We start from the raw sequence: 25366 nt of genomic DNA, 5'->3' as shown, positions 1-25366 counted from the left end.
TGAAGGAGGTCTTCGAATTGAACAAAACGATAGAAACCATATTAAATCATCGATCCATCCGTTCGTTTACAGACGAACGTTTGTCAGAAGAAGAGGTGCTGACACTGATTAAAAGTGCACAGGCTGCTTCGACATCAAGCTATGTACAGGCGTATAGTATTATTGGGGTGACAGATCAGGAGAAGAAGGCCAAGCTTGCTGAACTGGCTGGGAATCAGCCTTACGTTGAGAAGAATGGGCATTTCTTTGTCTTCTGTGCAGACTTGAAACGCCATGATCATATTGCAAAAAGAGCAGGGAAGAATCATCAGGAGGCGTTTGAGAACACGGAAGCCTTTCTCATTAGCGTCATCGATGCGGCATTGGCTGCACAAAATGTCAGTGTTGCTGCAGAATCAATGGGACTTGGGATCTGCTATATTGGCGGACTGCGTAATCAGCTGAGAGAAGTCTCTGAAGTGCTTGAAACGCCATCTTATGTGCTGCCGTTATTCGGTCTGGCTGTTGGCCATCCAGCTAATCAGTCGTCACAAAAGGAACGGCTGCCTGTTGAACTCATCTATCATGAAAATTCATATCAGCAAGATGAAGCGCATGTGGATCGTTATTTAAAAGAATACGACGATCGTATTTCGGCATATTATGAAGAACGAACAAATGGCGATAGAAAAGATACTTGGTCTGAGCAGATGCTGAGAGGCTTTAGTCAGCCAAAGCGTGCCTTCCTTGGAGAATTTGTGAAAGAGAAGGGCTTTAATCGAAAATAAATAAGACATCCCCCTTTCCATTTAAGAGAGGGGGATTTCTGTAAGAGGTGCAGCATAATGAAATTAAGTATACTGGATCAATCTCCTTTGATAGGAGGCGCTACGCCTGCTGAAGCACTGAAGCAGACGGTTGAACTGGCGAAGCAAGCGGAGAAGTGGGGCTATCACCGTTTTTGGGTATCAGAGCATCATTTTTCAAACCGGCTTGCAGGATCGAGTCCAGAGGTGCTTCTCGGCCATTTATCAGCCGTTACGTCGCATATACGCATTGGTTCTGGCGGCGTTATGCTCCCGCACTACAGTGCCTATAAAGTAGCAGAGAACTTCAGGGTCCTCGAAGCGCTGGCTCCTGGCAGAATTGATCTTGGGATTGGACGTGCCCCTGGTGGTATGCCTATTTCCTCCATTGCCCTTCATCATGGTGAGCGAAAGCGTCTAGGCGACCAGTATCCTGAGCAGGTAGAGGAATTGAAGGTCTATTTACATGATCTAGCGGATGAATTTTACCCGCTGCCTCATTTGACTGCTTCTCCGAAGGTAGAGACCGCGCCAGAAGTATGGATGCTTGGTTCTTCTGGAGGGAGTGCAAGGCTTGCGGCGAAAGCAGGTGCAGGCTACACGTTTGCGCTTTTTATTAATGGTGAAGGCGGAGAAGACTCTGTGGAGCAATATATCAACCGATTTGAACCTTCAGTATTCGGTGAAAAGCCGCGTGTCAGTCTGGCAGTCTTTGTTTTATGTGCCGAAACAGAGGAGCAGGCAGAAAAACTGGCTGTCAGCTTAGATTTATCTTTACTTGCCAATGAACAAGGGCTGAATCTTGAAGGCTTTCCTTCATATGAAGAGGCACAGTCGTATTCCTACAGTCCATATGAACAAAAACGAGTGGCTGCTAATCGTCAAAGGATGGTCGTTGGAACGCCAGCATCTGTGAAAGAGCAGCTGACCGCACTCGCGAAGGCTTATCGGACAGATGAATTGATCGCTGTGACCATCACACATCACATGCAAGACCGGCTCACATCGTATCGTTTATTAAAAGAAGCCTTTGATGCATAACGTATGTATATTTATCGCCTGCGGAGCCAGTACAAGGGGAAAAGGAGTATCATGGTGAGGAAGAAGGCGGCTGACACGAGCAGGCTGAGCGGGTAGATACAGGAAGTATAAACAGACAGCTCGCATGCTTGATGAAAAGGACGAGGCTGCTTCGTGTGTAAAAAGGTTAGAAAATAAACCAAGGTGATCGTCAGAAAAAAAGCAGTAAAAAAAGAAACGATCCATAGCAATATCAACCATATATGATCGAAAAGCCTTGATGAGCTTATCCGCTCATACAAGGCTTTTCTTGTGATTCACATTTATTCAGGGTAAATTTCGAAAGCTTCCTTCGTTTGTACGGTATCTGATTTTCCTTTCAAGCTTCCATACGCAAGCATTGTATACTCACCAGCTTCAAGCTTCTGGCCTTGATTGATTGTGCCATTCCATTTTACGCGGTGTTCTCCTTTATCAACATGTTGATAAACACCAGCTTCACCTAAATACTCTCCATCGGTCGAGTAGACAAGGAATGCAAGGTTCTCAGCACCGCCAGGCAGGTAGCTGCTAATGACATAGCTTCCAGCACGATTGTCCGGCTCTACGGAAACAGAAGTGACGCGCGGATAATCAGGCTCTTTCACAATCAATAAAGTAGGGATTTCTGTGATCTTTCTGCCATTTTCGCGAAGGGTTATGCTGCCTTGGTACGTCCCTTTTTTGGTTTTTCCGTAATTCACCTGTATTGCGGAAGTAAAGGATCCAGTGGAATTCCCTTTGACGGTGATTTTTTTCGTTCCGTTTGTACTAATGCCGCTGCCATTGAATTTGTAATCAATGGTATACGTTTTCGGTGCTTTTGAAAGGTTTTCTACCTTAAATTTTTTCGTTTTGATTTGAACGCCTTTTTCCTTTAAGAAAGTGCCGTAAGAATAGCTCGCATCAGAAACGATAGAAGACGCCTGAAGTGATTCCATGATTCGAACGCTGCCTGTTCCTTGTGTGTTATGAGGGAATGGGCTGCCATTTGCGTCAAACAGTTTTTCTGCTGTATTCATCAGCAATGCTTTGATTTGTTCAGTTGAGTACGATGGTTTTGCTTGTTTGATGATCGCTGCAACTCCTGCCACATGCGGAGATGCCATACTTGTTCCTTGCTTAGACCCATATCCGTAAGGCTGAGAAGGATCATGCGTTGGGATCGTACTCACAATGCTGACGCCAGGTGCTGATAGATCAGGCTTAATCATCCACGTATCCACAACCGGTCCGCGGGATGAGAAGTCAGCGACTTGCTCACTAAGTTCCTTGACAAATTGAATGGAGAAAGCCGTTGTATCGTTTCCAGCCTCAATGGCTTTAATAAGCGCTGTTCCTTCAGCTTTTGACAGCTTAATCGTAGGAAGTGCGAGTCCTGGTACGTCGACTGGGATTTCTCCATCGGTATTGTTATACATCACAACGCCGATTGCACCAGCGGCTTTTGCATTGTCGACTTTATCCACAAAAGCAATGGCACCACGTTCAATTACGGCCACCTTTCCTTTCACATCGATGTCTTCAAACGCCTTTTCGTCACCGATTCCTGCTTGGACGAGTGTGACTTGTTTTTGGTCAAGCGCTTTTAAATCACTCTCTTGGTAGTAGCCCATGACTTTTGCAGTAGAATAGTTCGGGAATTTCACATTGTAAAGGCTGTACGGAAGCTGAGTTGCTCCGACAGAAATGGCCTCTCTTGACGTGCCGGGAGAACCGACTGTCCAGCTGTTCGGACCGCTGTTTCCATTCGAAGTAACAGCGACAACGCCTTCAGACATGGCCCAATCAAGTGCAATGCTCGTTGCATAATCAGGGTTATTGACACTGTTTCCAAGAGAGAGGTTCATGACATCTGCTCCGTCAGTAACAGCCCGGTCGATGCCTGCAAGAACGTTCTCAGTTGTTCCAGATCCACCTGGTCCAAGTACACGGTATGCAAGAAGCGTGGCATCCTTTGCGACCCCTTTAATTTGTCCATTTGCCGCAATCGTTCCTGCCACGTGTGTGCCGTGATCTGTGGATTCGCCTCTAGGATCTCCTTTAGGTGTCTCTTGCGGAGAATAATCATTATCAACAAAATCATAGCCTTTGTATAAACCGAAGTTTCCTTTTAAATCAGGGTGGGTATAGTCTACTCCAGTATCAATGACTGCGACTTTGACCCCTTTTCCAGAATAGCCGGCATCCCATGCTTTTGGTGCACCGATAAATGGAGCGCTTTTATCCATAAGCGGGGAGACATCTTCGTTTGGAAGCTGGATGCTTTCTTTTTTCACTTCATCGGTTTTATATGTAACATCCGGATAAACGGCTTTTACTCCATCCACTGCGAGCAGCTTCGGGATTTCGTTTGCAGGAAGTTTCATAGAGAAACCAGAGAAAACTTTTTCATATTCTTGACGAACACTCGCTTTATCTACCTCTTTGAGTGCTGCGTTCTTTACTTTTGTTCGAGATTTTTTGAGGGAGGCCTTTGTTTGTGATTCGCCTTCTTGCTCGGCTTCAACTAAGGATTTTTCCTTTAATTCAACAATGACAGTGGTTTGTTTTTTCGAGTTGACATTGATTTCACCGAAGATTTCTGCTTTTTCTAGTTCCATCTTTTTGTTAGATGGAGCAGCAGCAGCCTGTTGACCGGTAAAGAATGTGGATAAAATAAAAATAGTGGAGAACAAAAGAACAGAAGAACGAGATATTACCTTTTTCATTTATTTTCCCCTTTCTAGCTGTGTTTTTAGGGAGATAGCCTTTCTTTTTGTGGATAAATAGGAAAGATTCACTGCCCGTTATTAAGTATTCAATACGTTGAAAACAATTCCTTTACTAAAATGGTCTTATTTTACATAGTTATAAAGAACTATTTTGTTTATAAAGTCGCACTTATTCACAAATGTCTGTTGATAACTCAATTATTCAGATACATATATGGAAAATAAAAAATTTACATACACAAAATCTAGTAAGAGGGTGTTGATATGTGGATAAACCCTGTTGATAAGGTGTGCTTATCTTTGGGATAGCGTGTGCATAAAATTTTCATTGAAACATCCAGGCACATGATGATCTTCTGCACTTTTCAACAAAACTTCTGAAAACTAGTTGGTTTTTTCACCCAGATTGTGACAAACCTCTCTTTTTTCTCGGGATATGATAGGAGCAGTTGTTTTGCTAGAGCTGCTAGATTCTAAGAAAAGCGGAGGGATGTTCAGTGAAGAAATTAAAAAGCTGGTTGAGCGTATGGTTTGGTTTTATGATGAATGTGCTTGTGAACCCTGGTGTGATGATGAAACAGCAAGGGTTTCAGGCGGCCGCGGCGGATGCTGGATTCTTTGAAGTAGTGAAAGAGAGAGAGCTGGAGAAACTGGCAGAAGAACATAAGAAGAAACGCAGGATAGAGAAGCGGTTTACTCAAAGTCTGATGATGCTTGAAGAGAAGACGATGCGAGAGGCGCGTGCTGGTCCGCTCTTACCTTTACAGAAAAAGTGAAACAGGGTAAAATCCCACATAAGAAATGTTATCTGCTGGGAGAGGATACCCCTTGAAGATATATAAAATATTGAATAACAACGCAGTGATTGTGAAGGAGGGCGATCAGGAGAAAATTGTGATGGGACCCGGAATTGCTTTTCAGAAGGGGAAAAATGACGTCGTTCCTCTTCAAAAAATAGAGAAAATCTTTGTTGTGCGTGAAGAAAATGAGAAATTCAAACAAATTCTTGCCACATTGCCAGAAGCGCATATTGAGGTAGCAGAGCATATCATCAGTTATGCAGAGGGGAAACTCATGATGCCGCTCAGTGATCACATTCACATATCACTGACTGATCATTTGTCCTTCGCCATTGAACGCCTTCAAAAAGGCATTGTGTTATATAATAAATTGCTTGGTGAGATCAAAGTCTTATATAAGCAGGAATATGAGATTGGAAAGTATGCCATTCGTTATGTAAAGGAGCGGCTTGGGGTTGAACTGCCGGACGATGAGGCAGGATATGTGGCACTTCATATTCATACGGCCAAAATGAATACGGAGTCCATGAAAAAGACCGTGAAATATACAACGATGATTAAAGAAATGATCGAGCATATTGAAAGATATTTTCAGCATTCAATTGATGAGGATAGTATTTCCTATCAGCGGCTTGTGACACATTTGAGGTATGCATTAGGCAGGTTGGAATCAAATGAGGCATTTCAAATCATGGACGAAGACATGCTGATTTTTATCCAAACAAAATATGATACAGCGTACCGGTGTGCACTTGGACTTGCTGATTTGTTAAAAGATGAATATGGACTTCATCTCCCTGAATCGGAGATCGGCTACATCACGCTGCATGTCCAGCGTCTGCAGGAAGCCGAATTGGTTTAAAATGATGTGCCTGCATGCAGGCTTTTTTTATGCACACTACTCTTATTAGTGTACATGGGTCATTGGATTTGAAAAAAGAGGTTGACGCATGTCACAGTCTTATACTATGATGAAAGCGTAATCAAAATTTGATACCGCGGGATTGTGACTGTCAGGCAGGCAAGACCTAAAATTTGCGTAACGAGGGGACGTGTATGTCCTTTACTCGTTGGTGAATTTTAGGTCTTTTTTGCTTTAAAAAAGGAGGAAACTTCATGGATTATCAAAAAACAGCCAAAGAATTAACAAAACTGTTAGGCGGAAAAGAAAATGTCATCAGTGCTACGCATTGTGCAACAAGACTCAGATTGGTGGTGAAAAATGAGGATTTGATTGACAAAGAGGCCATTGAAGAACTTGAAGGTGTAAAAGGGGCTTTCTCAAGTTCAGGACAATTTCAAGTCATTTTTGGAACGGGATCTGTCAACAAAGTATATGAACCATTTGCTCGTGAGACTGGTCTTGAGACTGGCGACGAGAAACAAAAGCCTGTCAGCCATGATGAAGCAGTGAAACAAAAAATGAATCCACTTGCGCGTTTTGCAAAGACGTTATCGAATATTTTTGTACCAATCATTCCAGCAATTGTGGCAAGCGGTTTGTTAATGGGTCTCTTAGGTATGATGAAAGCCTTCAAATGGGCTGATCCAAGCTCTGCGATCTTCCAAATGCTTGATATGTTCTCAAGTGCAGCCTTTATCATTTTGCCGATTTTAATTGGGGTCAGTGCAGCGAAAGAGTTTGGCGGAAATCCGTATTTAGGGGCTGTCATTGGGGGAATTATGATTCACCCGAATCTGCTTAATCCGTGGGGATTGACGGAAGCAAAACCTGAATATATGCATTTATTCAATATTGATATTGCTCTTCTTGGTTACCAAGGGACGGTTATTCCAGTGTTATTGACCGTATATATCATGTGCCTTGTTGAGAAGAATTTAAGAAAAGTCGTTCCGAACAGTATTGATTTACTTGTGACCCCATTTGTGACGGTGATTGTCACTGGATTTGTGACATTTATTGCAGTTGGACCGCTTGGAAGAATGCTTGGTACAGGCATTTCGAATGCACTGACATTTATTTATGACCATGCAGGGTTCTTAGCAGGACTCATTTTCGGCGGTGCTTACTCTTTGATTGTGCTCACAGGGGTTCACCATAGCTTCCATGCGATTGAGGCAGGGTTGCTGAATGATATTGGGCGTAACTATTTGCTGCCAATCTGGGCAATGTCCAATGTCGCGCAAGGCGGGGCAGGATTGGCTGTTTTTTTCTTAGCCAAGCGTGCAAAAACAAAAGAAATTGCCCTTCCTGCTGCCTTCTCTGCTTTTTTAGGAATTACTGAGCCTGTTATATTCGGTGTAAACCTCCGCTATCGTCAACCATTTATTGCGGCGATGATTGGAGGAGCATTGGGCGGGGCATTTGTAGTTTTCACGAAGGTAGCAGCCAATGCTTATGGTTTAACAGGCATTCCGATGATTGCGATTGCAGCACCATTCGGTGTTCAGAATGTGGTCAATTATGTGATTGGTATGTTAATCGCTGTTGCTGTTTCATTTATTCTCACTATCATTTTTAAAATAAAAGAAGTCGAAAAATAATCAAGGAGTGGTCACAGTCATGACAACTACTGACGCAGCACTTCGTCAAAAGATAGCAGACCGTATTCGAAACTATGAGCATTTGGTCAAAAAGGATGTGTACCGGCAGCATTTTCATTTGATGCCGCCAGTCGGTCTTTTAAATGATCCGAATGGGCTGATTCAGTGGAAAGGAATTTACCACGTCTTTTATCAGTGGCAGCCATTCAAAACGGGGCATGGTGCAAAATTCTGGGGGCATTACACATCGACAGATCTAGTCAATTGGCAGCACGAAGAAGCCGCTCTTGCCCCAAGTGATTGGTTTGATCAAAACGGCTGTTATTCTGGCAGTGCATTTATAGACGATGGACAGATGCATGTGATGTACACTGGAAACGTTCGGGATGAACAAGGGAACCGTGAGACGTATCAATGTTTAGCTGTTTCGGAAGATGGTATTCACTTTCAGAAAAAAGGTGTCGTGGCAACACTGCCGGAAGGGTTCACTGCTCATTTTCGAGATCCAAAGGTATGGAAGCGAAATGGCCAGTGGTACATGGTCCTTGGTGCACAAAGCTTAGACCTGAAGGGACACCTTGTCTTATTTACCTCTGATACGTTAGATAATTGGACGTTTCAAGGCACGATTGCAGGCAGCGGAAAAAATGGTTTAGACAATTTCGGCTATATGTGGGAATGTCCAGACCTGTTTGAATTAGACGGCCGGGATGTATTGATTGTGTCACCGCAAGGGCTAGAGCCGAATGGCTTAAAATATCACAACACACATCAATCAGGCTATTTTGTTGGCACATTGGATGATCATTCCTATCAATATACACACGGAGCGTTTGAGGAGCTGGACCGCGGCTTTGACTTCTATGCGCAGCAAACCTTTCTAGACGAATCAGGCAGACGACTTTTAATCGGGTGGATGGGGGTGCCTGATCAAGGAGAAGAACATCATCCGACCATTTCTTATCAATGGATACACTGCCTCACGATCCCGAGAGAGCTCCGTTTAGATGAGGACGGACATCTGATTCAAAAACCAGTAAGTGAACTTCAATCCATGCGGACCAATGAACAAGAGCATGTTTTTCATATTAAACGTTCTGTTCATTCCATCCCTGTAGAGGATATTACGAGCGCAGAGGTATTCATTGATCAAATTGACACACAAAAAGGGTTTGAATGCTGTATCCGTGCAGCAGCACGCATCATCTATGATAAAGAGGAAGGAAAGCTGACATTAGAGCGGGATCGATTTGAAGATCGATCAAAGGAAGTTCGTGAAGCAGTCATAGAGGAATTACACGACCTTCATATCTTTATCGATTCATCGTCAATTGAGATTTTTGTAAACGGAGGCCGAGAAGTTTTTACTGCACGTTACTTTCCTTCCCCGGGAAATAAATCGATCTCCATCAGTGGCAGAAATGAAACAAAGCTGAAACTGAAGACTTGGCATTTACAAAGAGAAGCAGGTCTTTGATCTGCTAAACAAGTAGAGAAAACATCTACGTCTTCTACGCCTTGGTTAATTCTAAAGACAAAAAGAAGCCACTCCTAGTCATTGTAGTTTAAGAGAAGAATTAGAGGAAACAGGTTGTCATTACGAGAGAGTCATCAAGATGTTGGATCGAGTAGACAATAACAAGAAAATGTACCTAAGAAAATGCACCTGTATGAAAGAGAGACTATTAAGAATAGTCTCTCTTTTAATTTAAAAATTCACTCAAATTTAACATGTCAATTTATCAGTTATTAAAATTTCCTTAAAATTATATTTATGTTTACATGATCCATATTAACTATTAGTGTGGTAAATGTGGACCGCACTAAAAAAGGAATTGGAGGTAATAATATGAAAAAATGTAATGTTATTGTCACATCCTTGTTGTCAGCATCTGTATTATTCACTGGATTTGGATTGGAGGGAAATGCGCAAGCGAAAGATGTATTTCCTTCTATGAACGATGAAAGAGTCAAAGAAGAAATAGAAGAAATGAAGGCAGAGGGAATGACCTCTGAACAGATTAAAGAACTTCAAGAGATGAGCAAAAAGGAATATGATTCTGTATCTACGGAAGCAAAAGCAGAAGTTATATTCGAAGAGTCGCAGAAAGATATCGAACAATATATCAAAGATGGTGTGATTGACGAATATCTACCTAAGTACAATGAAGAAAAAGAAAAGATGGGCGTAAATGCCAAGAGCAAGAGCCTAGGAACTAAAGGCGATGTGTTGGTTAGCTATGATTTGAATTCAGGCAGTTCTGCAATTGGATTCGGACACGCTGCAATTGTTTCGAGGAAAAAAGCTAAGACTGTAGAGGCTTGGCATAAAAATTGGAGTCCTATTAAACAACATGGAGTCAGAAGATATAATAATAATTGGGGTTCTAGAAAGAAGGTTTATGGGCTATGGGTGAAGAAGTCTAATAATACCAAATATGTAAATGCTGCTAAATATGCTGAAAAGCAAGCCGATCAAAAGAAGCCATACAATTTGAACTTCTTTGACAAGAAAACTACAAAAAAATTCTATTGTTCTCAATTGGCTTGGAGAGCATGGAAGAATCAAGGACACGACATTGACAATATAAAAATTGATTCGGTTGTATCGCCAATGGAATTAGTTAACTCTAACAACACGAAGGTCTTTTATCATAAAAAGTAAGTTAATAAGCAGTCGGGGATTTCCCCGATTGCTTTGCTTGTTTAAAATTGAAGGGAGATGATTGAATGAAATACTTTAAGTTACTTTTATTAGCTTGCGCCATAGCACTTGTTTGTTCAGCATGTTCAAAAAAAGAGGAGGTTGCAGGGGACTCTCCTAAGGGAGAATTGAGCCATATGAAAGATAGTAAATTTGCTATCATATATTCGCAGGCAATGGACAGAGGATGCGAGATGGTCAACTACAACGATAAAGGAAAGAAATTGTCGAGTATGACAATGAAAGACTGCGTAGGATTTACTTCTTCTACTCAAAGCAATCATAATATCTACTTTTCATCTAATAGGTCTAATTACCATGTGTCTTTAAATAAGAAGACTGGCAAGGTAGAGCCTTTGAATACAAAATCACTTTCAAAATCTACAGATGACGAGGGTGCATTCTTTATTAACTACTCTAATGGGTATGTTTTACACGACATTAACGTTGGTTTTACAGAGGATGGCTTAGTAGGAGAATTAGTATACTGGAATGAAGATGACAACGATAAAAATCAAGTTGAATTAGAAGGAGAATTAACAACAGCTATATTTGAAGACAAAAAAATCTATGCCATTCTCAGTAATGATGAAAGTGTAACAGTGTCTTCAATAAATCCTAAAACCCATAAAGAAAAACGAAAAAAGTTAGACGTAGACTCAGTATTCTTCCCTGACAATAATGAGTCTTTGAAGTCATTAAACAACGAAGAGTTAATACTTGCCTTAAACGATGGCGTTGACAGTAAACAGGAGTCTATGTTGGTGGTACTCGACAAAAAAACTCTCGATAAGAAAAGAGAAATAGTAATGGATAAAGGATTCACTATCTACAAGACCAACGTAGATGATGATAAAGTCACGATAGTCTCCTATGAAGGAGAAGTTAAGATATTCAACAGAGACCTCAAAGAGATATCTTCTGAAAAAATTCCACTTAATTTTAAATCAGATGACGAACGTTTAGAAGAGGTTAAGATTTTAGACGACAAGATTTATGCATTGGTAAGAATGTTTGAGAGAGATAAGAATGGAGTTATTGGTAGAATTATTGAATATAATATTGAAAGCAAGGAATCTAAAGAGATATCACTAAAATCTGATAAAGATTGGGAAATGACAAGCATGGAAGTTATAAGATAGCTGTATAGGAGAGTGGGGTATATTAACTTACATTATCTTCAACCCATGGGTCTTGTGTTATTCACATTGCCGTTGTTGTATTTAGCTTGGGGGGTTATTGGCTATTTAATTTTTAAGAAGGTTTATGTGGTTCTAATGATCACATTTATCACATCAACCATTTTCATATTTTCCTATACTGGTTTTGACATGTCAAATATGTATTGGGTAGGGATTGTGACTTTTTTATGCATGTGTACCACTGTAATTACAAAAATTATTCGAGACGTGTATTATCGCTATAAAAGAGCATAGTAACCAGTCAAAGCTTGTGTTCACGAACATGAGCTTTATTTATTTTAACATTTATATTAATTATTCTTTACATATTTTCTAAAAATTCACTATACAACCTGTAATAATGAAAATAAAGGGAAAGTGATAGGGGGAGGTCTGTTTGGCAGAGAAAGTGGCAAGCCCACTTGTTGCTAAGATGATCGGTGATTGGAACGGCTTTATAAAGAAACAGGACATACTAAATGCAGAAAGTAAAAGAAAAGAGATTGTAATAGCCCGCAAAAATATGGAAGAAGACCAAAATGTCTTAATATACTTTAGCTTGATTGATCCCAGGTACAAAATGATGGTTCAGGAATAGAAAGAGGATAAACTCAATCGGAACTGTCGTTCATTTTTGCAAAAAATAAATGTTGCTTGTGAAAAAATGTTCGGTGTATGGGAGGCTTTTTTTCATTAAAGCACTTCATCATACTTACGCAAAAAATTGTAGAAAAACATGGCTTTCTTTACAATCTGAGCAGATCAATGATCTGCTTTTTTCTAGTGAGATCAGCCTGTAACTTAAAGCCTATAGCGTGTATATACAAGGTTGGCCTAAAGCGGTTTGATGACGTTTTACATATATGATAACAGGTGGAATTATGGTATCATTTTAAAATATATACAGCTGAGGCTGACGTTTATCCAAATGCGGTAGGACAAAAAAAGGGGTTGTTTACTTGAATTCAAAACAGCAGCCGACGACTAGAAAACGCTTGGAGACAATGGCAGATCATGTTGAAGATAAACGTGAAGAATATAAAGAATTGCTCATTCAAGTTCAATCTATTCTCGGTGAACCTTCTTTAGAGCAGGAAGAAGTGAAAGAGAAGCTGTCAGATACGTATAAACAAATGAAAGAATATGCTTTATTTGTTGAATCCATTGAAGCCTTTATTCGAAAAATGGCGAAAGAGTCCGATCAGCAAAAATAGGCATTCATGTATGGATAAAAGAGTGTACTCGGAAGCGGGTACGCTTTTTTAATTCAATAAGATTAATCAGAAATTTAAATGAAAGCGTTGACATTTATATTGTCATGATCAATAATAAATAAAAATTTCATCTGAGCATGTACAGGAGGAACGATATGAACTATACAACCAAGAAATGCCTGATCACCTTTATTATTGTCCTGTTTTCTATGAGTTTTCTTTTTCCTTCCGTTTCTTCTGCCCGAAATCATACGTCGTCTGCTGCGTCAACTGCTTCAGTCCCGTCTGGTCAATATTATCGTTCACAAGAGGTAGCTCTGCATTCTCACGTTCAAAAAGCTTCTCTTTATTACACAACAGATGGCAGCCAGCCGACAACTCATAGTCAGTTATACAAAAAGCCCATTCATATCGAAACTGATACGACTTTAAAAGTAAGCGCTTACAAAAATAGGCATCGACTTGCTACATCTACGTACAATTATCGTTTTGTCACACGAGAGGATATCGCATCATCCTTTTTATCTTTTGAATATCAAGGAATGCCTTATCGGTTGTACATTCCGAAAAATCATAAGAGGGGTAAAGCCTATCCTTTAGTCCTCTTCTTACATGGAGGCGGGGAGAGGGGGACAGACAATCAAAAGCAGTTACTTGCGAATGATGGTGCAGTTTTATGGGCTTCTCCTGAAGTTCAAAAGAAACATCCTTCGTATGTACTTGCACCTCAGGCGCGAAATGCTGTCGATGGAGGCTTTGCATTAACAAGAAATGTGCAAAATGAAATTGATCTGACGAATGTGTTTCAATTTTCACCAGATTTACACAAAGCTTATGATGTCCTTCAGCATGTGTTAACTTCTTATCAGATTGACCAGAAAAGAATTTATGCGACGGGTTTATCACAAGGTGGATTTGGCACGTACCAGTTGAACATCACATATCCTCGTTTGTTTGCAGCGATGATTCCTATTGCGGGGGGTGCAGATCCGAGCAAGGCGGGAATTTTAGCGAGCAAGCCAATATGGGCATTTCATGCAGAGGATGATTCCATTATCCCTATCAGCTATGCAAGAAATACAATTCAAGCTATTCAAAAAGCTGGCGGCCAGCCGCTTTATACGGAGTATGCAAGCAAGTATGGATATGACCATGCATCATGGACGCCTGCTTATGAGACGCCAGGCTTAACAGATTGGCTGTTTGCGCAGAGACGAAGCTTTCGATAAACAAAAACCGATTCACCTTCTAACAAGGCGAATCGGTTTTTTCTGTTTTATTTGTCAAAACGATGAGCAGAATGCTTTGTTGGTCCGATGTATTCGTTTAGCTGGAAAGAGCCTTTAATGGCAGCCGTGATGAATTCTTTTGCTGCATAAATGGCTTCTTTCACGTCTGATCCATTCGCTAGTTCAGCTGTGACTGCTGCTGAGAATGTGCAGCCTGCGCCGTGTGTGTATTCTGTGTCGATTTTATCTGTTTCAAGGCGTTCGAAGGTTTGTCCATCATAAAGCAAATCGATGGCTTTGTCTTCGCTGAGCTTACCGCCTCCAGTGATTACCACATACTTTGCACCAAGTTCGTGAATGCGTTTTGCCGCTTCTTCCATTTGTTCGATCGTTTTGATCTCGCCGATTCCGCTTAATTGACCTGCTTCGAAAAGATTAGGTGTGATAACGGTTGCCAGTGGCGTGAGCTTTTCACGCAATGCTTCCGCGTGCTCTGGGTAAAGGACTTCGTTCGCACCCTTACAAACCATGACAGGATCAATGACGACATTTTTTAGGTCATATGTTTTGATGGTGTCAGCTGCAAGCTCAATCACGTCGACGGTTGGAAGCATACCCGTTTTCAGTGCATCTACACCAATACCTTCTACAATGGTAGAGAGCTGCGCGCGAATTGTCGAAGTATCAATTGGAAACACCTGATGATCCCAATGATTATGAGGGTCCATTGCAACGACAACGGTTAAAGCTGTCATCCCGTAGACGTTTTTTTCTTGAAACGTTTTTAAATCTGCTTGGATACCTGCACCGCCGCTTGAATCCGAACCTGCGATGGTGAGTGCTTTATTCATAGACATAGTTGCTGAACCTCCAATGTGATGTGTAACAGTTACTGTTCTATCCCTTATTATAATCAGCTTTTCCATTTATCACAATGAAACGGCATAAAAAAGCGTTCCTCTCATCGGAACGCCTCCCTTTCTTACCTTTTACAAATCACCAATTTCCCTTTTTTCAGTTCATCTAAAAGGGTTAAGGCTAACTCTTGATCGGCCCCAGTTGACATCATTTTGGCCATCAGTTCATCATCCCGGGTGCGAATGACATTGGCGACTTGATCCAAAATCCCTTGATCGACCGCAGTCATGCTTTTGGCATCTGTATACTCTGTTACGGTATCAGAGCGTTCTGGGTCGTACGCAAAAACAAAAACAGCGTCTTTTGATGAACCCGATGAATGAATGTGGTCAATGGTCTGTTTTGCTTCTTTACTATTCTCCACCGTAATATATTCCATCATGATCACTCCTTTTCATCAAAAATTCCCATTTTCCCATCAAATCAAACCGCCTTTTATATCATGAGAAGAAAGTCAATTTATGTTTTAATGGAAAAAGACGAATCTATTAAAGGAGTAAGCTGCATATGAAGATTTCCTTATTAATTGTGACACATAACCGGCTCAGCGCACTGTGTGAGCTGCTTGAATCCATTACAAGACAAACCGTACAGCCTTTTGAAATTGTTGTCGTCAATGATGCAGGAGAGCGAGTCGACATCATTCAGGAACTTTACCCTGAGCTTCCGATCCGCTTGATTCATTTAGATGAGAATGTCCAGCATGTAAATGCCAGAAATGTGGGGGTGCGGGAGCTGACAGGAGACGTCATCATGCTGAGTGACGACGATGATTACTTCACACCTTGTCATATCGAACGCATGAGCAAGGCGCTGGAAGATGCCGATTTTGTCTTTTCTGATGCAGAAATTGTATCATTTGAAGAAAAAGGCGCGACCCGTTTCCCGCTGTCGAGGCGTTTGTTTGCTTATACAGCGGATATTGAGGATATGCGTGTCTTTTCTACATATGTTCCTTCGGGCAGTATGTACAAACGCTGTATACACGATGAGATTGGCTATTTTGATCCAGCGATGCATCATTATTGGGACTGGGACTTCTTTTTGCGTGTATCACAGCATGCCCGAGTCAAACGAGTGCCAGCGGCGAGCGTGATCTATGCGTTTTTTGACGGCGGTGGAAATCAGTCTAGTGATCTGGGTGAAACAAGGAAAAACTACTTAGATGATTTAAGTGAAAAGCATGAACTGGGCGATCTGCCGACAGCGAACTTTGCGATATTATTAGAAGAACCAGCGATGAAAAAAAGAGAATCAGAGAGTGAGATTGTGTGGGATGGAAAACCGATGATCTCCAGACTAGCGCAGCAAGTAGAAGGAGGAAAACCACAATGAAGCCATTTTTAAATGATAGCTGGTGGGCTGTGATGAAAAGTGAATTTGAACAGCCGTATTATCAGGAATTACGTGAATGGATGAAGGAAGAATATCGCACGCAGACCGTTTTTCCAAAACCAGATGACGTGTATCGTGCTCTTCATTTAACGTCATATGAAAAGGTCAAAGTGGTGATTTTAGGACAAGACCCTTATCATGGCCCAGGGCAGGCACATGGATTAAGCTTTTCTGTTCAGCCGGGCGTCAAACACCCGCCATCTTTAAGAAATATTTTTCAGGAGCTACAGGATGATCTTGGCTGTCCTGTTCCAAACCACGGCTCACTTGTCAGCTGGGCAGAGCAGGGTGTGCTGCTCTTAAACACTGTGCTGACCGTGAGAAGGGGCGAGGCGAATTCTCATAAAGGCAAGGGCTGGGAACGAGTCACAGACCGCGTGATTGATGTGCTGAATCAGCGTGAGCAGCCCGTCGTTTTTGTGTTATGGGGAAGACATGCTCAAAACAAGAAAGAACGCATTGATCAAAACAAGCATTACATCATTGAGTCACCTCATCCAAGTCCTTTTTCTGCAAGAAACGGCTTTTTTGGCAGCCGGCCGTTTTCAAAGGTAAACGCGTATTTAAAGCAAATGGGGATTGAAGAAATCAATTGGTGTATCAAGGATATTGAATGAAAATAGGACGAGGGGAGAGCCCCTTCGTCCTGTTTATTTTAAAAATTTGCGGACCAAGTCGAGTCCGTTTTTCGCATTTGGATAACGGAAGGAAAAATCGAAGCGATTGGTTTGCCGCAGGACGCTTTTTTCATGCGTAAAAGTAAAGAAGCTTTCCTTCCCGTGATATCGCCCCATGCCGCTTTCGCCGACGCCTCCGAATGGCAGGTAAGGGGTAGCGACATGCATAAGCGTGTCATTGATACATCCTCCGCCAAATGAGAGGTTGTCTAGAATATAGGATTCTGTTTCTTTATTTGTTGTAAATAAGTAAAGCGCAAGCGGCTTTGGCCTTGCTTTGATCATATGAACTGCCTCATGCAGAGAATCAAAGGTCATGACAGGCAGAATCGGTCCGAAAATTTCCTCCTGCATGACAGGATCTTCCCATGTGATGTGGTCTAAAATGGTCGGAGCGATTTTGAGCTCCTGTTCATTGCGCTGTCCACCTGTGACGATCGTTCCATTTGAGAGAAATTGTGTAAGCCTGTCAAAATGACGCTGGCTGACATTTTTTCCAAAGTGCGGATGCGTTTCGGGATGTTCACCATAAAAGTCACGGATACAGGCTGTCATTTCTCGCAAAAGTTCCTCTTTGATGGATTCATGAACGAGCAAATAGTCTGGTGCAATGCAGGTTTGCCCTGCATTGGTGAACTTCCCAAAGGTGATCCGCTTCGCTGCCAGCTTGATGTCGGCATCAGGCATGACGATGCTGGGACTTTTTCCGCCAAGCTCAAGTGTGACAGGGGTCAAATGCTTTGCGGCGGCTTCCATGACGACTTTGCCAACTGCCACACTTCCAGTAAAGAAGATATAATCAAAGGGCAGTTTCAGCAGTTCTGTACTGACTTCAACACCGCCCTCTACGACAGCCGCATGGTCTTCTTGAAATACACGTTTGATGATAGTGCTGATCACTTGTGAGACTGCCGGCGTCAGCTCAGACGGCTTTAAAATCACGGCATTTCCCGCAGAAATCGCACCGACTAATGGAGAAAGGGCCAATTGGAAAGGATAGTTCCAAGGAGCAATGATGAGCACAGTTCCATAAGGTTCCTTGATAATCATGCTTTTTGATCCGATATGAGTCAGCGGTGTTTTCACGCGAGTTGGCTTCGCCCATTTGTGAAGGTGCTTGATGGTATGATTGATTTCTTCATACACCATCCCAATCTCTGTTGTATAGGCTTCCTGTTCGGATTTATGTAAATCATGGGCTAAGGCCTGTAATATATCCTTTTCATGCTGTTTGATTGCTGCTTTTAAATCTTGAAGAATGCGGATGCGTTCTTGAACCGCCGGCTTCTGAAAGACTTTTTGTTTCTGAAATAGAGCAGTAAGCTTGTCCATTATTCAATCCCTTCATAGACGATTTTGTTTCTTTTATTATGTGTGAATGAAGATGAGGGGTCAAATAAGAGAGTCATGAGCGCACTGCTTTGAAAAAATGAACCCATTTGGTTTGTTCATTTGGTAAAATAATGTTGAAAAGAGATTTTTTTAGATTGGAGGGTCTACCCTTGAATATTCATATATCAAGCCTGCTTCAAAAAATGGAGGAAGCGGTTCAAAAAGCAAAACAAAGTGGAAATGATGAAGAGGTGAAACGTCAAGTAGCGGCCATTTCTTCACTATGTGATGTCATTCTCGACGCACCATCAAAGGTGCAAATGCCGCAGTCGCCGGCCATCTCACCACCTCCATCGATACATACACCATCAGCGCCACCTGTGACTACAGATCAAGCCATGCTTGAGAAACTCATGGGCACAAGTGGTGCGAAGAAATTTCAGCAAAATGATGAGGGTCAAAAAGAGAAGGACGGGAACGGCGACTCTATTTTTGATTTTTAATGGTCTTGTCACGACAAAGGGAAGGTGATCGGTTTGAAACTATTTTTGGGCGCCATTCAGTGGATGGCATTTTTTATCGCAGCTTCTATTGCCGTACCAATTGCGATTGCACAAGCATTTGAATTGAATCAAGTGCAATCGGCGGAGCTGATTCAAAGTACTTTCTTTTCACTTGGTCTTGTGGCAATGGTGCAGTGTTTATGCGGCCATATGCTGCCGATCAATGAAAGTCCAGCAGGGCTTTGGTGGGGTGTGTATACCCTTTATGCCGGCATGACAGGTACAATCTTTGCGACGTATCCTGAAACCCTGCAAGCATTACAAGGGGCTTTAATTTTTAGTGCTGTTTTCTTTTTTATTTTTAGTTTATTTAAAATCATCAATTGGCTCGCGTCTTTATTTACGCCAGTCGTCACAGGCATTTACCTGCTGCTGCTTGTTGTGCAGCTAAGTCAGCCAATCATGAAAGGGCTGATGGGCATCGGCTATCGGGGAAATCAGGTGGACGGGCTTGTCTTTTGCTTATCGATCTTGATTATTATCCTCACCTTCATGATCAGCCGCTCAAAATGGCATTACTTGAGGCAGTTTTCTGTGTTATTCGCACTTGCAGGCGGATGGCTGTTATTCGCTCTACTCGGATTGGCGAAGCCGGTTCGAATTCCAGAACAAATCATCGAGTTTCCGAAGCTGTTTCCATTCGGTATGCCGGTCTTTGACAGCGGATTGCTTGTCACGTCCTTTTTTATAACGATTTTACTCATTGTGAACATGCTGGCAAGTATTCGAATTGTGGAAAGTTCAGTGAAGGCATTTGGTGAACTGCGTGAGCGGAAAAGAGCACGACCTGCTGGTTTTGTCGCAGCATTTGGTCATTTATTAAGCGGGCTGATCGGGGCGATTGCGCCTGTACCTATTTCGGGGGCAGCAGGATTTATCCAGACAACCAAAATTCCTTCGAGAAAGCCTTTTTTCATAGGAAGTCTGCTTGTTGTTCTCATTAGTTTGTTTCCCCTGCTCATGAGCTTTTTCTCTGCATTGCCATCACCTGTGGGGCTTGCTGTAAACTTTGTGGTCTTCTCTTCTATGATTGGGATTGCGATGTCGGAGTTTGATCAGTATGAGAAAGAAGAAGTCCCGCGGATTCGCTTTGTTCTTGGGATTGCTGTTTTAGCAGGCGTAGGGGCGATGTTTGTGCCTCAGGGGGCCTTGAAAGGGATGCATCCTGTGCTCATTTCATTATTAAGCAACGGTCTTGTTCTAGGCACACTCATTGCGATCGTGGTCGACCAAGTCTTGTTACGAAAGAAAAAGAAATCCGACAATCTCGTGTCAACGTAAAGGGAAAGTTGAATGTCGCCCTTCACCCGCGCTATGATAAATATAATTGACGAGATAAGGAGAATGACGAATGAAACTATTTTTCATTTTAGGTGCTATTAACGCCATGCTTGCTGTTGGACTTGGAGCCTTCGGTGCGCACGGTCTAGAAGGGAAAATCCCTGAAAAATATATAGAAATATGGAATAAAGGTGTTCAATATCAGATGTTCCATGCCATTGGCTTATTTGTTGTCGCTTTTCTTGCAGATAAGCTGTCAGGTGTCTCCTTGGTTCCTGCCGCTGGCTGGGTGATGCTTGCAGGCATCCTTTTCTTCTCAGGAAGCCTTTATGTGCTGGCATTGACGCAGGTGAAGATTTTAGGAGCCATTACTCCTATTGGCGGAGTAGCATTTATCGCCTCTTGGATCATGCTTGTCATTGCAGCAGCAAAAAATTTATAAGCCAATAAACCGATGCTCTCATAGGGGCATCGGTTTTTTTCTTAACTCCAGTAAGGGGTATAGTTGGGCGGTGCTTGATAATATGGGACGTAGTGAGATGGAGGGACAGGATGTGTTTGAGACTCTTCCTCCCGGTGGCAAAATGGTCCGATAAACACACTTGGTTTCACAGGCTTTATCGCCTGCTTCCACTGTGTTTCGTTCATGCAATAAGTATGGGCCATGATGTGAGAAGGGGTGAGGGTGAGAAGGTCTGAGCCTAGGATCACTTCAGGTGTAGATGCGTTAAAAATGGCTAACAAATGAGTTCTGTCTTGGAGAGCGACTTCATAGTGCCACCAGCCTTGAGGCACGTTTGCCACCTGTCCAGGTGTGATGGTGTAGGTGTGCAGTTTTTTTGTAAATGGATTCAGCATCGATACGGCAGCAGAACCGGCTATACAATAAACAAGCTCTGCGGCATTTTGATGATAATGAGGCTCTACGACTTTGCTTTTACTCAAATATATATCCAGCAGGGACACTTGATCCAACGAGTTTAATTGTTTTTTTCCTAACACATTAATCAGGTTATGCTGATCGAATTTCACAAGGGGGCTTTGATTCAGATCGTATGAAAATTTGACATTTGGTGATGTATAATCCAGCTCAACAGTCATTGATGTCACCTCTAGGCTTTTGATAAAAACTACTAGGCATCTTATGAGCAGCGCCCTAGAGGTGTGACAAAAACCTAGACAAAAGAAAAAAGCAAGGGCACCTGAGCCTTGCTTTTGCCATGCTTGACGTTATCTCGGAGAATACGTAGACATGGAGTATGGATAGTCGTATTGAATTTCCCCATCAAACGTAATGTAATCAAGATAGATCGTTAATAGTAAGTATCGTGTTCCTGTCTTATTATCACTAATGATAATGTGGTCACGTCCTGCAGCTTCAATGACGCCTCTAAAAATCTTCGAATTCCATTCCTTGCTCGCCTCAAATGTCATATAAATCGTGGCTACCTTGCCGCGGTTCAATCGTAAAATATTTTCAATATAGGACTGCTCAATAGGCAGCTGCCCGGTGACATTCTGCTGATAAACCGGTCCAGAAGGAATTTGATATGGCTGACCGCCGCCCTGCGTTCCTTGGCCTCCTTGTGAAGTGCCGGTAGACGGCATTGGCGAAAACCCCTGCTGCATTTGACCCTGCGTTTGGGGAGGGACTGAATAACCCATCTGCTGCGCAGGATACGGATTTGCTCCATATTGTTGCTGGCGAAAATCTTGACCTTCGAAACCCGAACCTTGCCCAAATTGATTTTTCAATTTCATAACGTTCCTCCTCTTTCCTCATGGTGTTCTAAACAGAAGGCGCTAAAGCACCTGTTGTTTCCATAGCATTCTTTCTCTCTTTCACACTATGAGACAGGAGGGGAGAATATGTACATTGAACGAAAAAAAGGAACTGCTATGCAATTCCTCAGCGTGAAGACAATCCCTCGTATTCTATCGGTACTCGTCTTTTTTACATGATCCAGTTTATAGCGTGCTGAATATCAAATAAAAGTGTCATGATGAGAAAAAACGCGGCGAGCGGTGTAATCACAATGATGAAGGCTTGCCATAATCTGAGCTTCATCACAGCGACAATGCCTAAAACAGCCATTCCCAATATCCACGTCTTTGCATATGCTTCCGTAAGAGGTAAAAGATCGAGATAATACCATACTTCATAATGCTGATCTAAATATGGTGAGATTTTAACAAACGTATACGGACCAAGCATCCCAACAGTGAAAATCCAAGTAAGTGAAAATAAAGCAGAAGGGAAAAAGACCGTCAGTGTGCAGGCTTTGAGTATATCTCGATATGCCGTTTGACAGTCGAAAAAGAGACGGCCTAACCATTTAATCAGAAGGACACCGAAAAATAGAATCATATTGCCTGCCAAAATACCATATCCCGCTCCTTGTAACAGAATAAAAGGGAATGGAATATGATTGCCCATATACTCGCTAAAATACCCTTCGTAGATCCAGCCCGTACCGGCGATACTTGCAAGGAGCATCATCAGCCAAATGGGAATATTGGAATGTTGATATGAGCGAATAATCGTTTTTGTCGCGACGAAAATTTTAAAAAATCGAAAAAATCCTTTTACTTCCTCTTCTTGGGAGTGATCATTCTTCATAGCTTCCAATGTTCTTTACTCCTTTAATACACACAAATGATTACTTATATTACCAAAAATTTCGCATTTTTCAAAGATAGATCAATAAAAAAATACAATTTTATAAAAAATAGGTCACTCTACAGTCTCTTTAAGAGGAGACACATATGATAAACATAGTTTGAAAGAGACCGAGGTGAAAACTTTGACAAAAGTAACTGTCATTATGACGAGCTACAACAAGGCGGCTTACGTCGGCAGATCGATTGAAGCGGTCCTGCAGCAGACGCTGTCAGACTTTGAACTTTTTATCATGGATGATGGATCAAACGAAAAAACCCTTGCTGCTATTGAACCGTTTCGCAAAGATCCCCGCGTTCACTTTATCCAAAGCGGTGTCAAAACGCTGGAAGAGAGAACAGCGAAAACTCGCTACGCCGTGCTGATTAATCAAGCATTAGAACTGGCAAAGGGCGAGTATATTTCCTATGCCACAGATGACAATGTCTACGCCCCGGACCGTTTAGAGAAGCTCACTCATTATCTAGATGCCCATCCAGGTAAAGAGATTGTCTATTCTAGTTCTAAAGTGATCTATTTAAATAGCAAAAAAGAGCCAGTGAAGGAAACGATTCGGCCGGCGCAAACAGTGCAATGGAATGCCCCCTGTGCCATAGATCATTGCTCGGTCGTACATCGTGCATCCATTTTATCAAAAATTCATGCTGAATTTGGGTCTTACTGGGACGAGAGTCCGCATTTTTATCGGATAGGGGATGCCCGTTTCTTTTTTCGGTTAAATCATTTTTATCCGTTCTATCCCTTTGATGAAATATTAGATACAAATTACATCACAGAACAGTCCATTCATTATCAGCTGGCAGAAGAAGAGAAAAGTGCCTTTATTCAAGCACTTCCCGAGCAGTCTACCTGCTGGGAGCTTCGCAGTATATTAAAACAAAAACATGGGAGGTGACCTGAAGTGTCGCACTATATTCATCATTATTGGCAGGTGTACTTTGAGTATGTGAATCTGATGAAGGATTTGTCCTACAAGCAAATTCCTCTTGGGTTGATCAGTAATTTTTATCAATATATCAGTCCTGAAGTGAGGGAACGTATGGAAGATGAAGCATTCGGTCAAGAACTGACAACCGCTTGTCCATTACCGGAAGAGATTCAGCCATTTTTTGATCAGCATAAGCAGCAGATTAAGCGTATCGCTTATCGTCCGGCGAATGGAAAGGTATTGCTTCACTTTGAACACCTGCGTTTTACGGAACAAAATTACACGCGGTTCCATCCAAACCAAACGGTGGTGCTCGCTCGCTGGAAGAAGGCGGATTATTATGGATTACCCGTGATCAGTAAGCCGGAATTAGCCGGAGAGGTTAATAAAGAAGCCCACGCTGAATATATTGAAAAAGCAAATGCTCTCCTTAAACCTTACGCTCACCACCCTGTCTTTGGCAATGTCTTTTTTAGAGAAAAGCTGCGGAAGGACATTGTGCAATTTATTGATGTCATTGACCAAATAGAAATGCTATTTCAAATGCAGCCGATTGCAGCTGTCATTGTTGGAACGACGGAGGATGCTTATAGCCGCGTACTCGCTTTGCAAACAGTGAAACGCCAGCTTACGAGTATCTGTCTTCAGCACGGTGCGCTTATGGGAGACGAAGCCTTTTTACCGATTTTCACGACTTGCCATGGGGTGTTTGGAAAGTATGAAAAGGACTGGTATGTAGATAAAGGCTGTCAGCCGGAACAGGTGGAAATCACAGGTCATCCGAGGTTTGATTTGGTGAAGGAGCGAACGCCGCTTCAACAGGATCTCATTTTTCGTAAATTGAACTTCAGTCCGGCTAAAAAGACCGTGCTTGTGGCAACGCAGCCATTTTCTGAAGCCTTTTATGGCGATGTTCTTAAAACGATCGCCAAACGGAAAGACATTCAGCTGATCATGAAGCCGCATCCTTGGGAAATTGCTCGAAATCGATTAAATGACTATGTGACTATTGAACGAGCGGGAAATCATGTGAAATTGATTAAAAAAGAAATTGACCTGTATGACTTGCTGCCATATGTGGATATCGTGATTACGCTCACATCAACAGTTGGTCTTGAAGCCATGCTTTTTGAAAAGAGTGTGCTGATCGGGAAAATGACAGAAGGCAGAAGATACCCATATTACGAGTCGCTTGGCAGCTATCATATGGAAAACCCTGTTGAACTAGCTGAGAAAGCCATTCGTATTTTGTCGGATGAACAAGAGATGAAACTGGCAAAGCAGCAAGGAGCTCAGTTCATTAAACAACATTATCCGCATGCGCGATCTATCGATGTTCTGCTTTCTCTGCTCAAAACAAAAACCGGTGTGGATTTTCAGAGATGAAGATAGGGGTGTGCA

The 25366-nt window shown here is 42.1% G+C and carries 26 protein-coding genes; 19 read left to right on the top strand and 7 right to left on the bottom strand.

Annotated features, from left to right (window positions below; all coding sequences use genetic code 11):
* Positions 1–17: 17 nt before the first annotated feature.
* Positions 18–767 carry an oxygen-insensitive NADPH nitroreductase gene (gene nfsA, locus MHB41_RS17495; RefSeq protein ID WP_034281301.1) on the top strand — a complete coding sequence of 250 codons (750 nt, stop codon included), beginning with the start codon at positions 18–20 and terminating at the stop codon, positions 765–767.
* A 57-nt stretch (positions 768–824) separates the two neighbouring features.
* Positions 825–1826, top strand: coding sequence for an LLM class flavin-dependent oxidoreductase (locus MHB41_RS17490; protein WP_144496439.1), 1002 nt, complete (start codon positions 825–827; stop codon positions 1824–1826).
* 302 nt (positions 1827–2128) lie between these two features.
* Here the strand turns inward: MHB41_RS17490 and MHB41_RS17485 are convergent, their stop codons facing one another.
* Positions 2129–4555: a S8 family serine peptidase gene (locus tag MHB41_RS17485; protein ID WP_340899747.1), complete on the bottom strand. Its 2427-nt coding sequence runs from the start codon at positions 4553–4555 to the stop codon at positions 2129–2131.
* A 500-nt stretch (positions 4556–5055) separates the two neighbouring features.
* Here MHB41_RS17485 and MHB41_RS17480 point away from each other — a divergent pair, with 500 nt between their 5' ends.
* From MHB41_RS17480 to MHB41_RS17435, 10 genes are all read left to right on the top strand, one after another.
* On the top strand, positions 5056–5334 hold the full coding sequence (locus MHB41_RS17480; RefSeq protein ID WP_034281298.1) for a hypothetical protein: 279 nt from the start codon (positions 5056–5058) through the stop codon (positions 5332–5334).
* Between the two features lie 52 nt (positions 5335–5386).
* The gene (locus tag MHB41_RS17475) at positions 5387–6220 is read left to right on the top strand and encodes a PRD domain-containing protein (protein WP_034281297.1); all 834 of its coding nucleotides are present in this window, start codon (positions 5387–5389) and stop codon (positions 6218–6220) included.
* Between the two features lie 254 nt (positions 6221–6474).
* A complete protein-coding gene (locus tag MHB41_RS17470; RefSeq protein ID WP_034281296.1) occupies positions 6475–7863 on the top strand; it encodes a sucrose-specific PTS transporter subunit IIBC in 1389 nt (462 codons plus the stop codon).
* Between the two features lie 19 nt (positions 7864–7882).
* Positions 7883–9340, top strand: a complete 1458-nt coding sequence (locus MHB41_RS17465; RefSeq protein ID WP_034281295.1) for a sucrose-6-phosphate hydrolase — start codon at positions 7883–7885, stop codon at positions 9338–9340.
* A 372-nt stretch (positions 9341–9712) separates the two neighbouring features.
* On the top strand, positions 9713–10528 hold the full coding sequence (locus tag MHB41_RS17460) for a YiiX/YebB-like N1pC/P60 family cysteine hydrolase (RefSeq protein ID WP_217008672.1): 816 nt from the start codon (positions 9713–9715) through the stop codon (positions 10526–10528).
* Positions 10529–10593: 65 nt separating this feature from the next.
* Complete coding sequence (locus MHB41_RS17455; RefSeq protein WP_034281293.1) at positions 10594–11709, top strand: hypothetical protein; 1116 nt, start codon at positions 10594–10596, stop codon at positions 11707–11709.
* 45 nt (positions 11710–11754) lie between these two features.
* On the top strand, positions 11755–12003 hold the full coding sequence (locus tag MHB41_RS17450; RefSeq protein ID WP_169737549.1) for a DUF2651 family protein: 249 nt from the start codon (positions 11755–11757) through the stop codon (positions 12001–12003).
* A 142-nt stretch (positions 12004–12145) separates the two neighbouring features.
* Entirely contained in the window at positions 12146–12346 is a 201-nt protein-coding gene (locus tag MHB41_RS17445; RefSeq protein ID WP_034281292.1) for a RapH N-terminal domain-containing protein, read from the top strand.
* A gap of 361 nt (positions 12347–12707) precedes the next feature.
* Entirely contained in the window at positions 12708–12962 is a 255-nt protein-coding gene (locus MHB41_RS17440) for a hypothetical protein (RefSeq protein ID WP_024423823.1), read from the top strand.
* Between the two features lie 155 nt (positions 12963–13117).
* Positions 13118–14191, top strand: coding sequence for a chitobiase/beta-hexosaminidase C-terminal domain-containing protein (locus MHB41_RS17435; RefSeq protein WP_070326152.1), 1074 nt, complete (start codon positions 13118–13120; stop codon positions 14189–14191).
* A 47-nt stretch (positions 14192–14238) separates the two neighbouring features.
* Here MHB41_RS17435 and MHB41_RS17430 read toward each other — a convergent pair whose 3' ends face one another.
* Both MHB41_RS17430 and MHB41_RS17425 read right to left on the bottom strand, forming a co-directional pair.
* The gene (locus MHB41_RS17430; RefSeq protein WP_217008673.1) at positions 14239–15048 is read right to left on the bottom strand and encodes a bifunctional hydroxymethylpyrimidine kinase/phosphomethylpyrimidine kinase; all 810 of its coding nucleotides are present in this window, start codon (positions 15046–15048) and stop codon (positions 14239–14241) included.
* A 125-nt stretch (positions 15049–15173) separates the two neighbouring features.
* Complete coding sequence (locus tag MHB41_RS17425; protein WP_024426410.1) at positions 15174–15488, bottom strand: general stress protein; 315 nt, start codon at positions 15486–15488, stop codon at positions 15174–15176.
* 128 nt (positions 15489–15616) lie between these two features.
* Between MHB41_RS17425 and MHB41_RS17420 the strand changes: the two genes are divergently transcribed.
* Together MHB41_RS17420 and MHB41_RS17415 are read left to right on the top strand one after the other, a co-directional pair.
* Entirely contained in the window at positions 15617–16444 is an 828-nt protein-coding gene (locus MHB41_RS17420) for a glycosyltransferase family 2 protein (protein WP_024423819.1), read from the top strand.
* Positions 16441–17121, top strand: a complete 681-nt coding sequence (locus tag MHB41_RS17415) for a uracil-DNA glycosylase (protein WP_217008674.1) — start codon at positions 16441–16443, stop codon at positions 17119–17121. The genes MHB41_RS17420 and MHB41_RS17415 overlap by 4 nt, the downstream gene beginning before the upstream one ends.
* A gap of 33 nt (positions 17122–17154) precedes the next feature.
* Here MHB41_RS17415 and MHB41_RS17410 read toward each other — a convergent pair whose 3' ends face one another.
* The gene (locus MHB41_RS17410) at positions 17155–18513 is read right to left on the bottom strand and encodes an aldehyde dehydrogenase (RefSeq protein WP_041115436.1); all 1359 of its coding nucleotides are present in this window, start codon (positions 18511–18513) and stop codon (positions 17155–17157) included.
* Between the two features lie 170 nt (positions 18514–18683).
* On the opposite strand from MHB41_RS17410, the gene MHB41_RS17405 reads away from it, so the two are divergent.
* The 3 genes from MHB41_RS17405 (at position 18684) to MHB41_RS17395 (ending at position 20799) form a co-directional block, all read left to right on the top strand.
* The gene (locus MHB41_RS17405; RefSeq protein WP_217008675.1) at positions 18684–19016 is read left to right on the top strand and encodes a YwdI family protein; all 333 of its coding nucleotides are present in this window, start codon (positions 18684–18686) and stop codon (positions 19014–19016) included.
* Positions 19017–19049: 33 nt separating this feature from the next.
* Complete coding sequence (locus MHB41_RS17400) at positions 19050–20357, top strand: purine/pyrimidine permease (RefSeq protein WP_034281286.1); 1308 nt, start codon at positions 19050–19052, stop codon at positions 20355–20357.
* Positions 20358–20427: 70 nt separating this feature from the next.
* Positions 20428–20799 (top strand): DUF423 domain-containing protein, encoded by a 372-nt coding sequence (locus tag MHB41_RS17395; RefSeq protein WP_025093833.1) that lies wholly within the window; start codon positions 20428–20430, stop codon positions 20797–20799.
* 41 nt (positions 20800–20840) lie between these two features.
* Here MHB41_RS17395 and MHB41_RS17390 read toward each other — a convergent pair whose 3' ends face one another.
* From MHB41_RS17390 to MHB41_RS17380, 3 genes are all read right to left on the bottom strand, one after another.
* Positions 20841–21458, bottom strand: a complete 618-nt coding sequence (locus MHB41_RS17390; protein ID WP_024423814.1) for a cupin domain-containing protein — start codon at positions 21456–21458, stop codon at positions 20841–20843.
* A 129-nt stretch (positions 21459–21587) separates the two neighbouring features.
* Positions 21588–22118, bottom strand: a complete 531-nt coding sequence (gene gerQ, locus MHB41_RS17385; RefSeq protein ID WP_024426405.1) for a spore coat protein GerQ — start codon at positions 22116–22118, stop codon at positions 21588–21590.
* A gap of 193 nt (positions 22119–22311) precedes the next feature.
* Complete coding sequence (locus tag MHB41_RS17380) at positions 22312–22977, bottom strand: YIP1 family protein (RefSeq protein WP_242026008.1); 666 nt, start codon at positions 22975–22977, stop codon at positions 22312–22314.
* A gap of 184 nt (positions 22978–23161) precedes the next feature.
* On the opposite strand from MHB41_RS17380, the gene MHB41_RS17375 reads away from it, so the two are divergent.
* Together MHB41_RS17375 and MHB41_RS17370 are read left to right on the top strand one after the other, a co-directional pair.
* The gene (locus MHB41_RS17375; protein ID WP_041115894.1) at positions 23162–23932 is read left to right on the top strand and encodes a glycosyltransferase family 2 protein; all 771 of its coding nucleotides are present in this window, start codon (positions 23162–23164) and stop codon (positions 23930–23932) included.
* A gap of 6 nt (positions 23933–23938) precedes the next feature.
* Positions 23939–25351 (top strand): CDP-glycerol glycerophosphotransferase family protein, encoded by a 1413-nt coding sequence (locus MHB41_RS17370; protein WP_070326149.1) that lies wholly within the window; start codon positions 23939–23941, stop codon positions 25349–25351.
* Positions 25352–25366 lie beyond the last annotated feature (15 nt).

Origin of the sequence: Bacillus sp. FSL H7-0578 (assembly GCF_038630855.1) — a bacterium.
In the GTDB taxonomy this organism is placed as follows: domain Bacteria; phylum Bacillota; class Bacilli; order Bacillales; family Bacillaceae; genus Bacillus; species Bacillus safensis.
Note: the sequence above shows the minus strand (reverse complement) of the source record. Positions and strands in the feature narration are given on the sequence as shown.

Coding starts and splice junctions, on each gene's coding strand:
- MHB41_RS17430 (WP_217008673.1), bottom strand. CDS start 15,048: ATGTCTATGAATAAAGCACTCACCATCGCAGGTTCGGATTCAAGCGGC.
- MHB41_RS17490 (WP_144496439.1), top strand. CDS start 825: ATGAAATTAAGTATACTGGATCAATCTCCTTTGATAGGAGGCGCTACG.
- MHB41_RS17435 (WP_070326152.1), top strand. CDS start 13,118: ATGAACTATACAACCAAGAAATGCCTGATCACCTTTATTATTGTCCTG.
- MHB41_RS17390 (WP_024423814.1), bottom strand. CDS start 21,458: ATGACTGTTGAGCTGGATTATACATCACCAAATGTCAAATTTTCATAC.
- MHB41_RS17455 (WP_034281293.1), top strand. CDS start 10,594: ATGAAATACTTTAAGTTACTTTTATTAGCTTGCGCCATAGCACTTGTT.
- MHB41_RS17465 (WP_034281295.1), top strand. CDS start 7,883: ATGACAACTACTGACGCAGCACTTCGTCAAAAGATAGCAGACCGTATT.
- MHB41_RS17380 (WP_242026008.1), bottom strand. CDS start 22,977: ATGAAGAATGATCACTCCCAAGAAGAGGAAGTAAAAGGATTTTTTCGA.
- MHB41_RS17415 (WP_217008674.1), top strand. CDS start 16,441: ATGAAGCCATTTTTAAATGATAGCTGGTGGGCTGTGATGAAAAGTGAA.
- MHB41_RS17425 (WP_024426410.1), bottom strand. CDS start 15,488: ATGGAATATATTACGGTGGAGAATAGTAAAGAAGCAAAACAGACCATT.
- MHB41_RS17450 (WP_169737549.1), top strand. CDS start 11,755: ATGGGTCTTGTGTTATTCACATTGCCGTTGTTGTATTTAGCTTGGGGG.
- MHB41_RS17470 (WP_034281296.1), top strand. CDS start 6,475: ATGGATTATCAAAAAACAGCCAAAGAATTAACAAAACTGTTAGGCGGA.
- MHB41_RS17395 (WP_025093833.1), top strand. CDS start 20,428: ATGAAACTATTTTTCATTTTAGGTGCTATTAACGCCATGCTTGCTGTT.
- gerQ (WP_024426405.1), bottom strand. CDS start 22,118: ATGAAATTGAAAAATCAATTTGGGCAAGGTTCGGGTTTCGAAGGTCAA.
- MHB41_RS17460 (WP_217008672.1), top strand. CDS start 9,713: ATGAAAAAATGTAATGTTATTGTCACATCCTTGTTGTCAGCATCTGTA.
- MHB41_RS17410 (WP_041115436.1), bottom strand. CDS start 18,513: ATGGACAAGCTTACTGCTCTATTTCAGAAACAAAAAGTCTTTCAGAAG.
- MHB41_RS17485 (WP_340899747.1), bottom strand. CDS start 4,555: ATGAAAAAGGTAATATCTCGTTCTTCTGTTCTTTTGTTCTCCACTATT.
- MHB41_RS17420 (WP_024423819.1), top strand. CDS start 15,617: ATGAAGATTTCCTTATTAATTGTGACACATAACCGGCTCAGCGCACTG.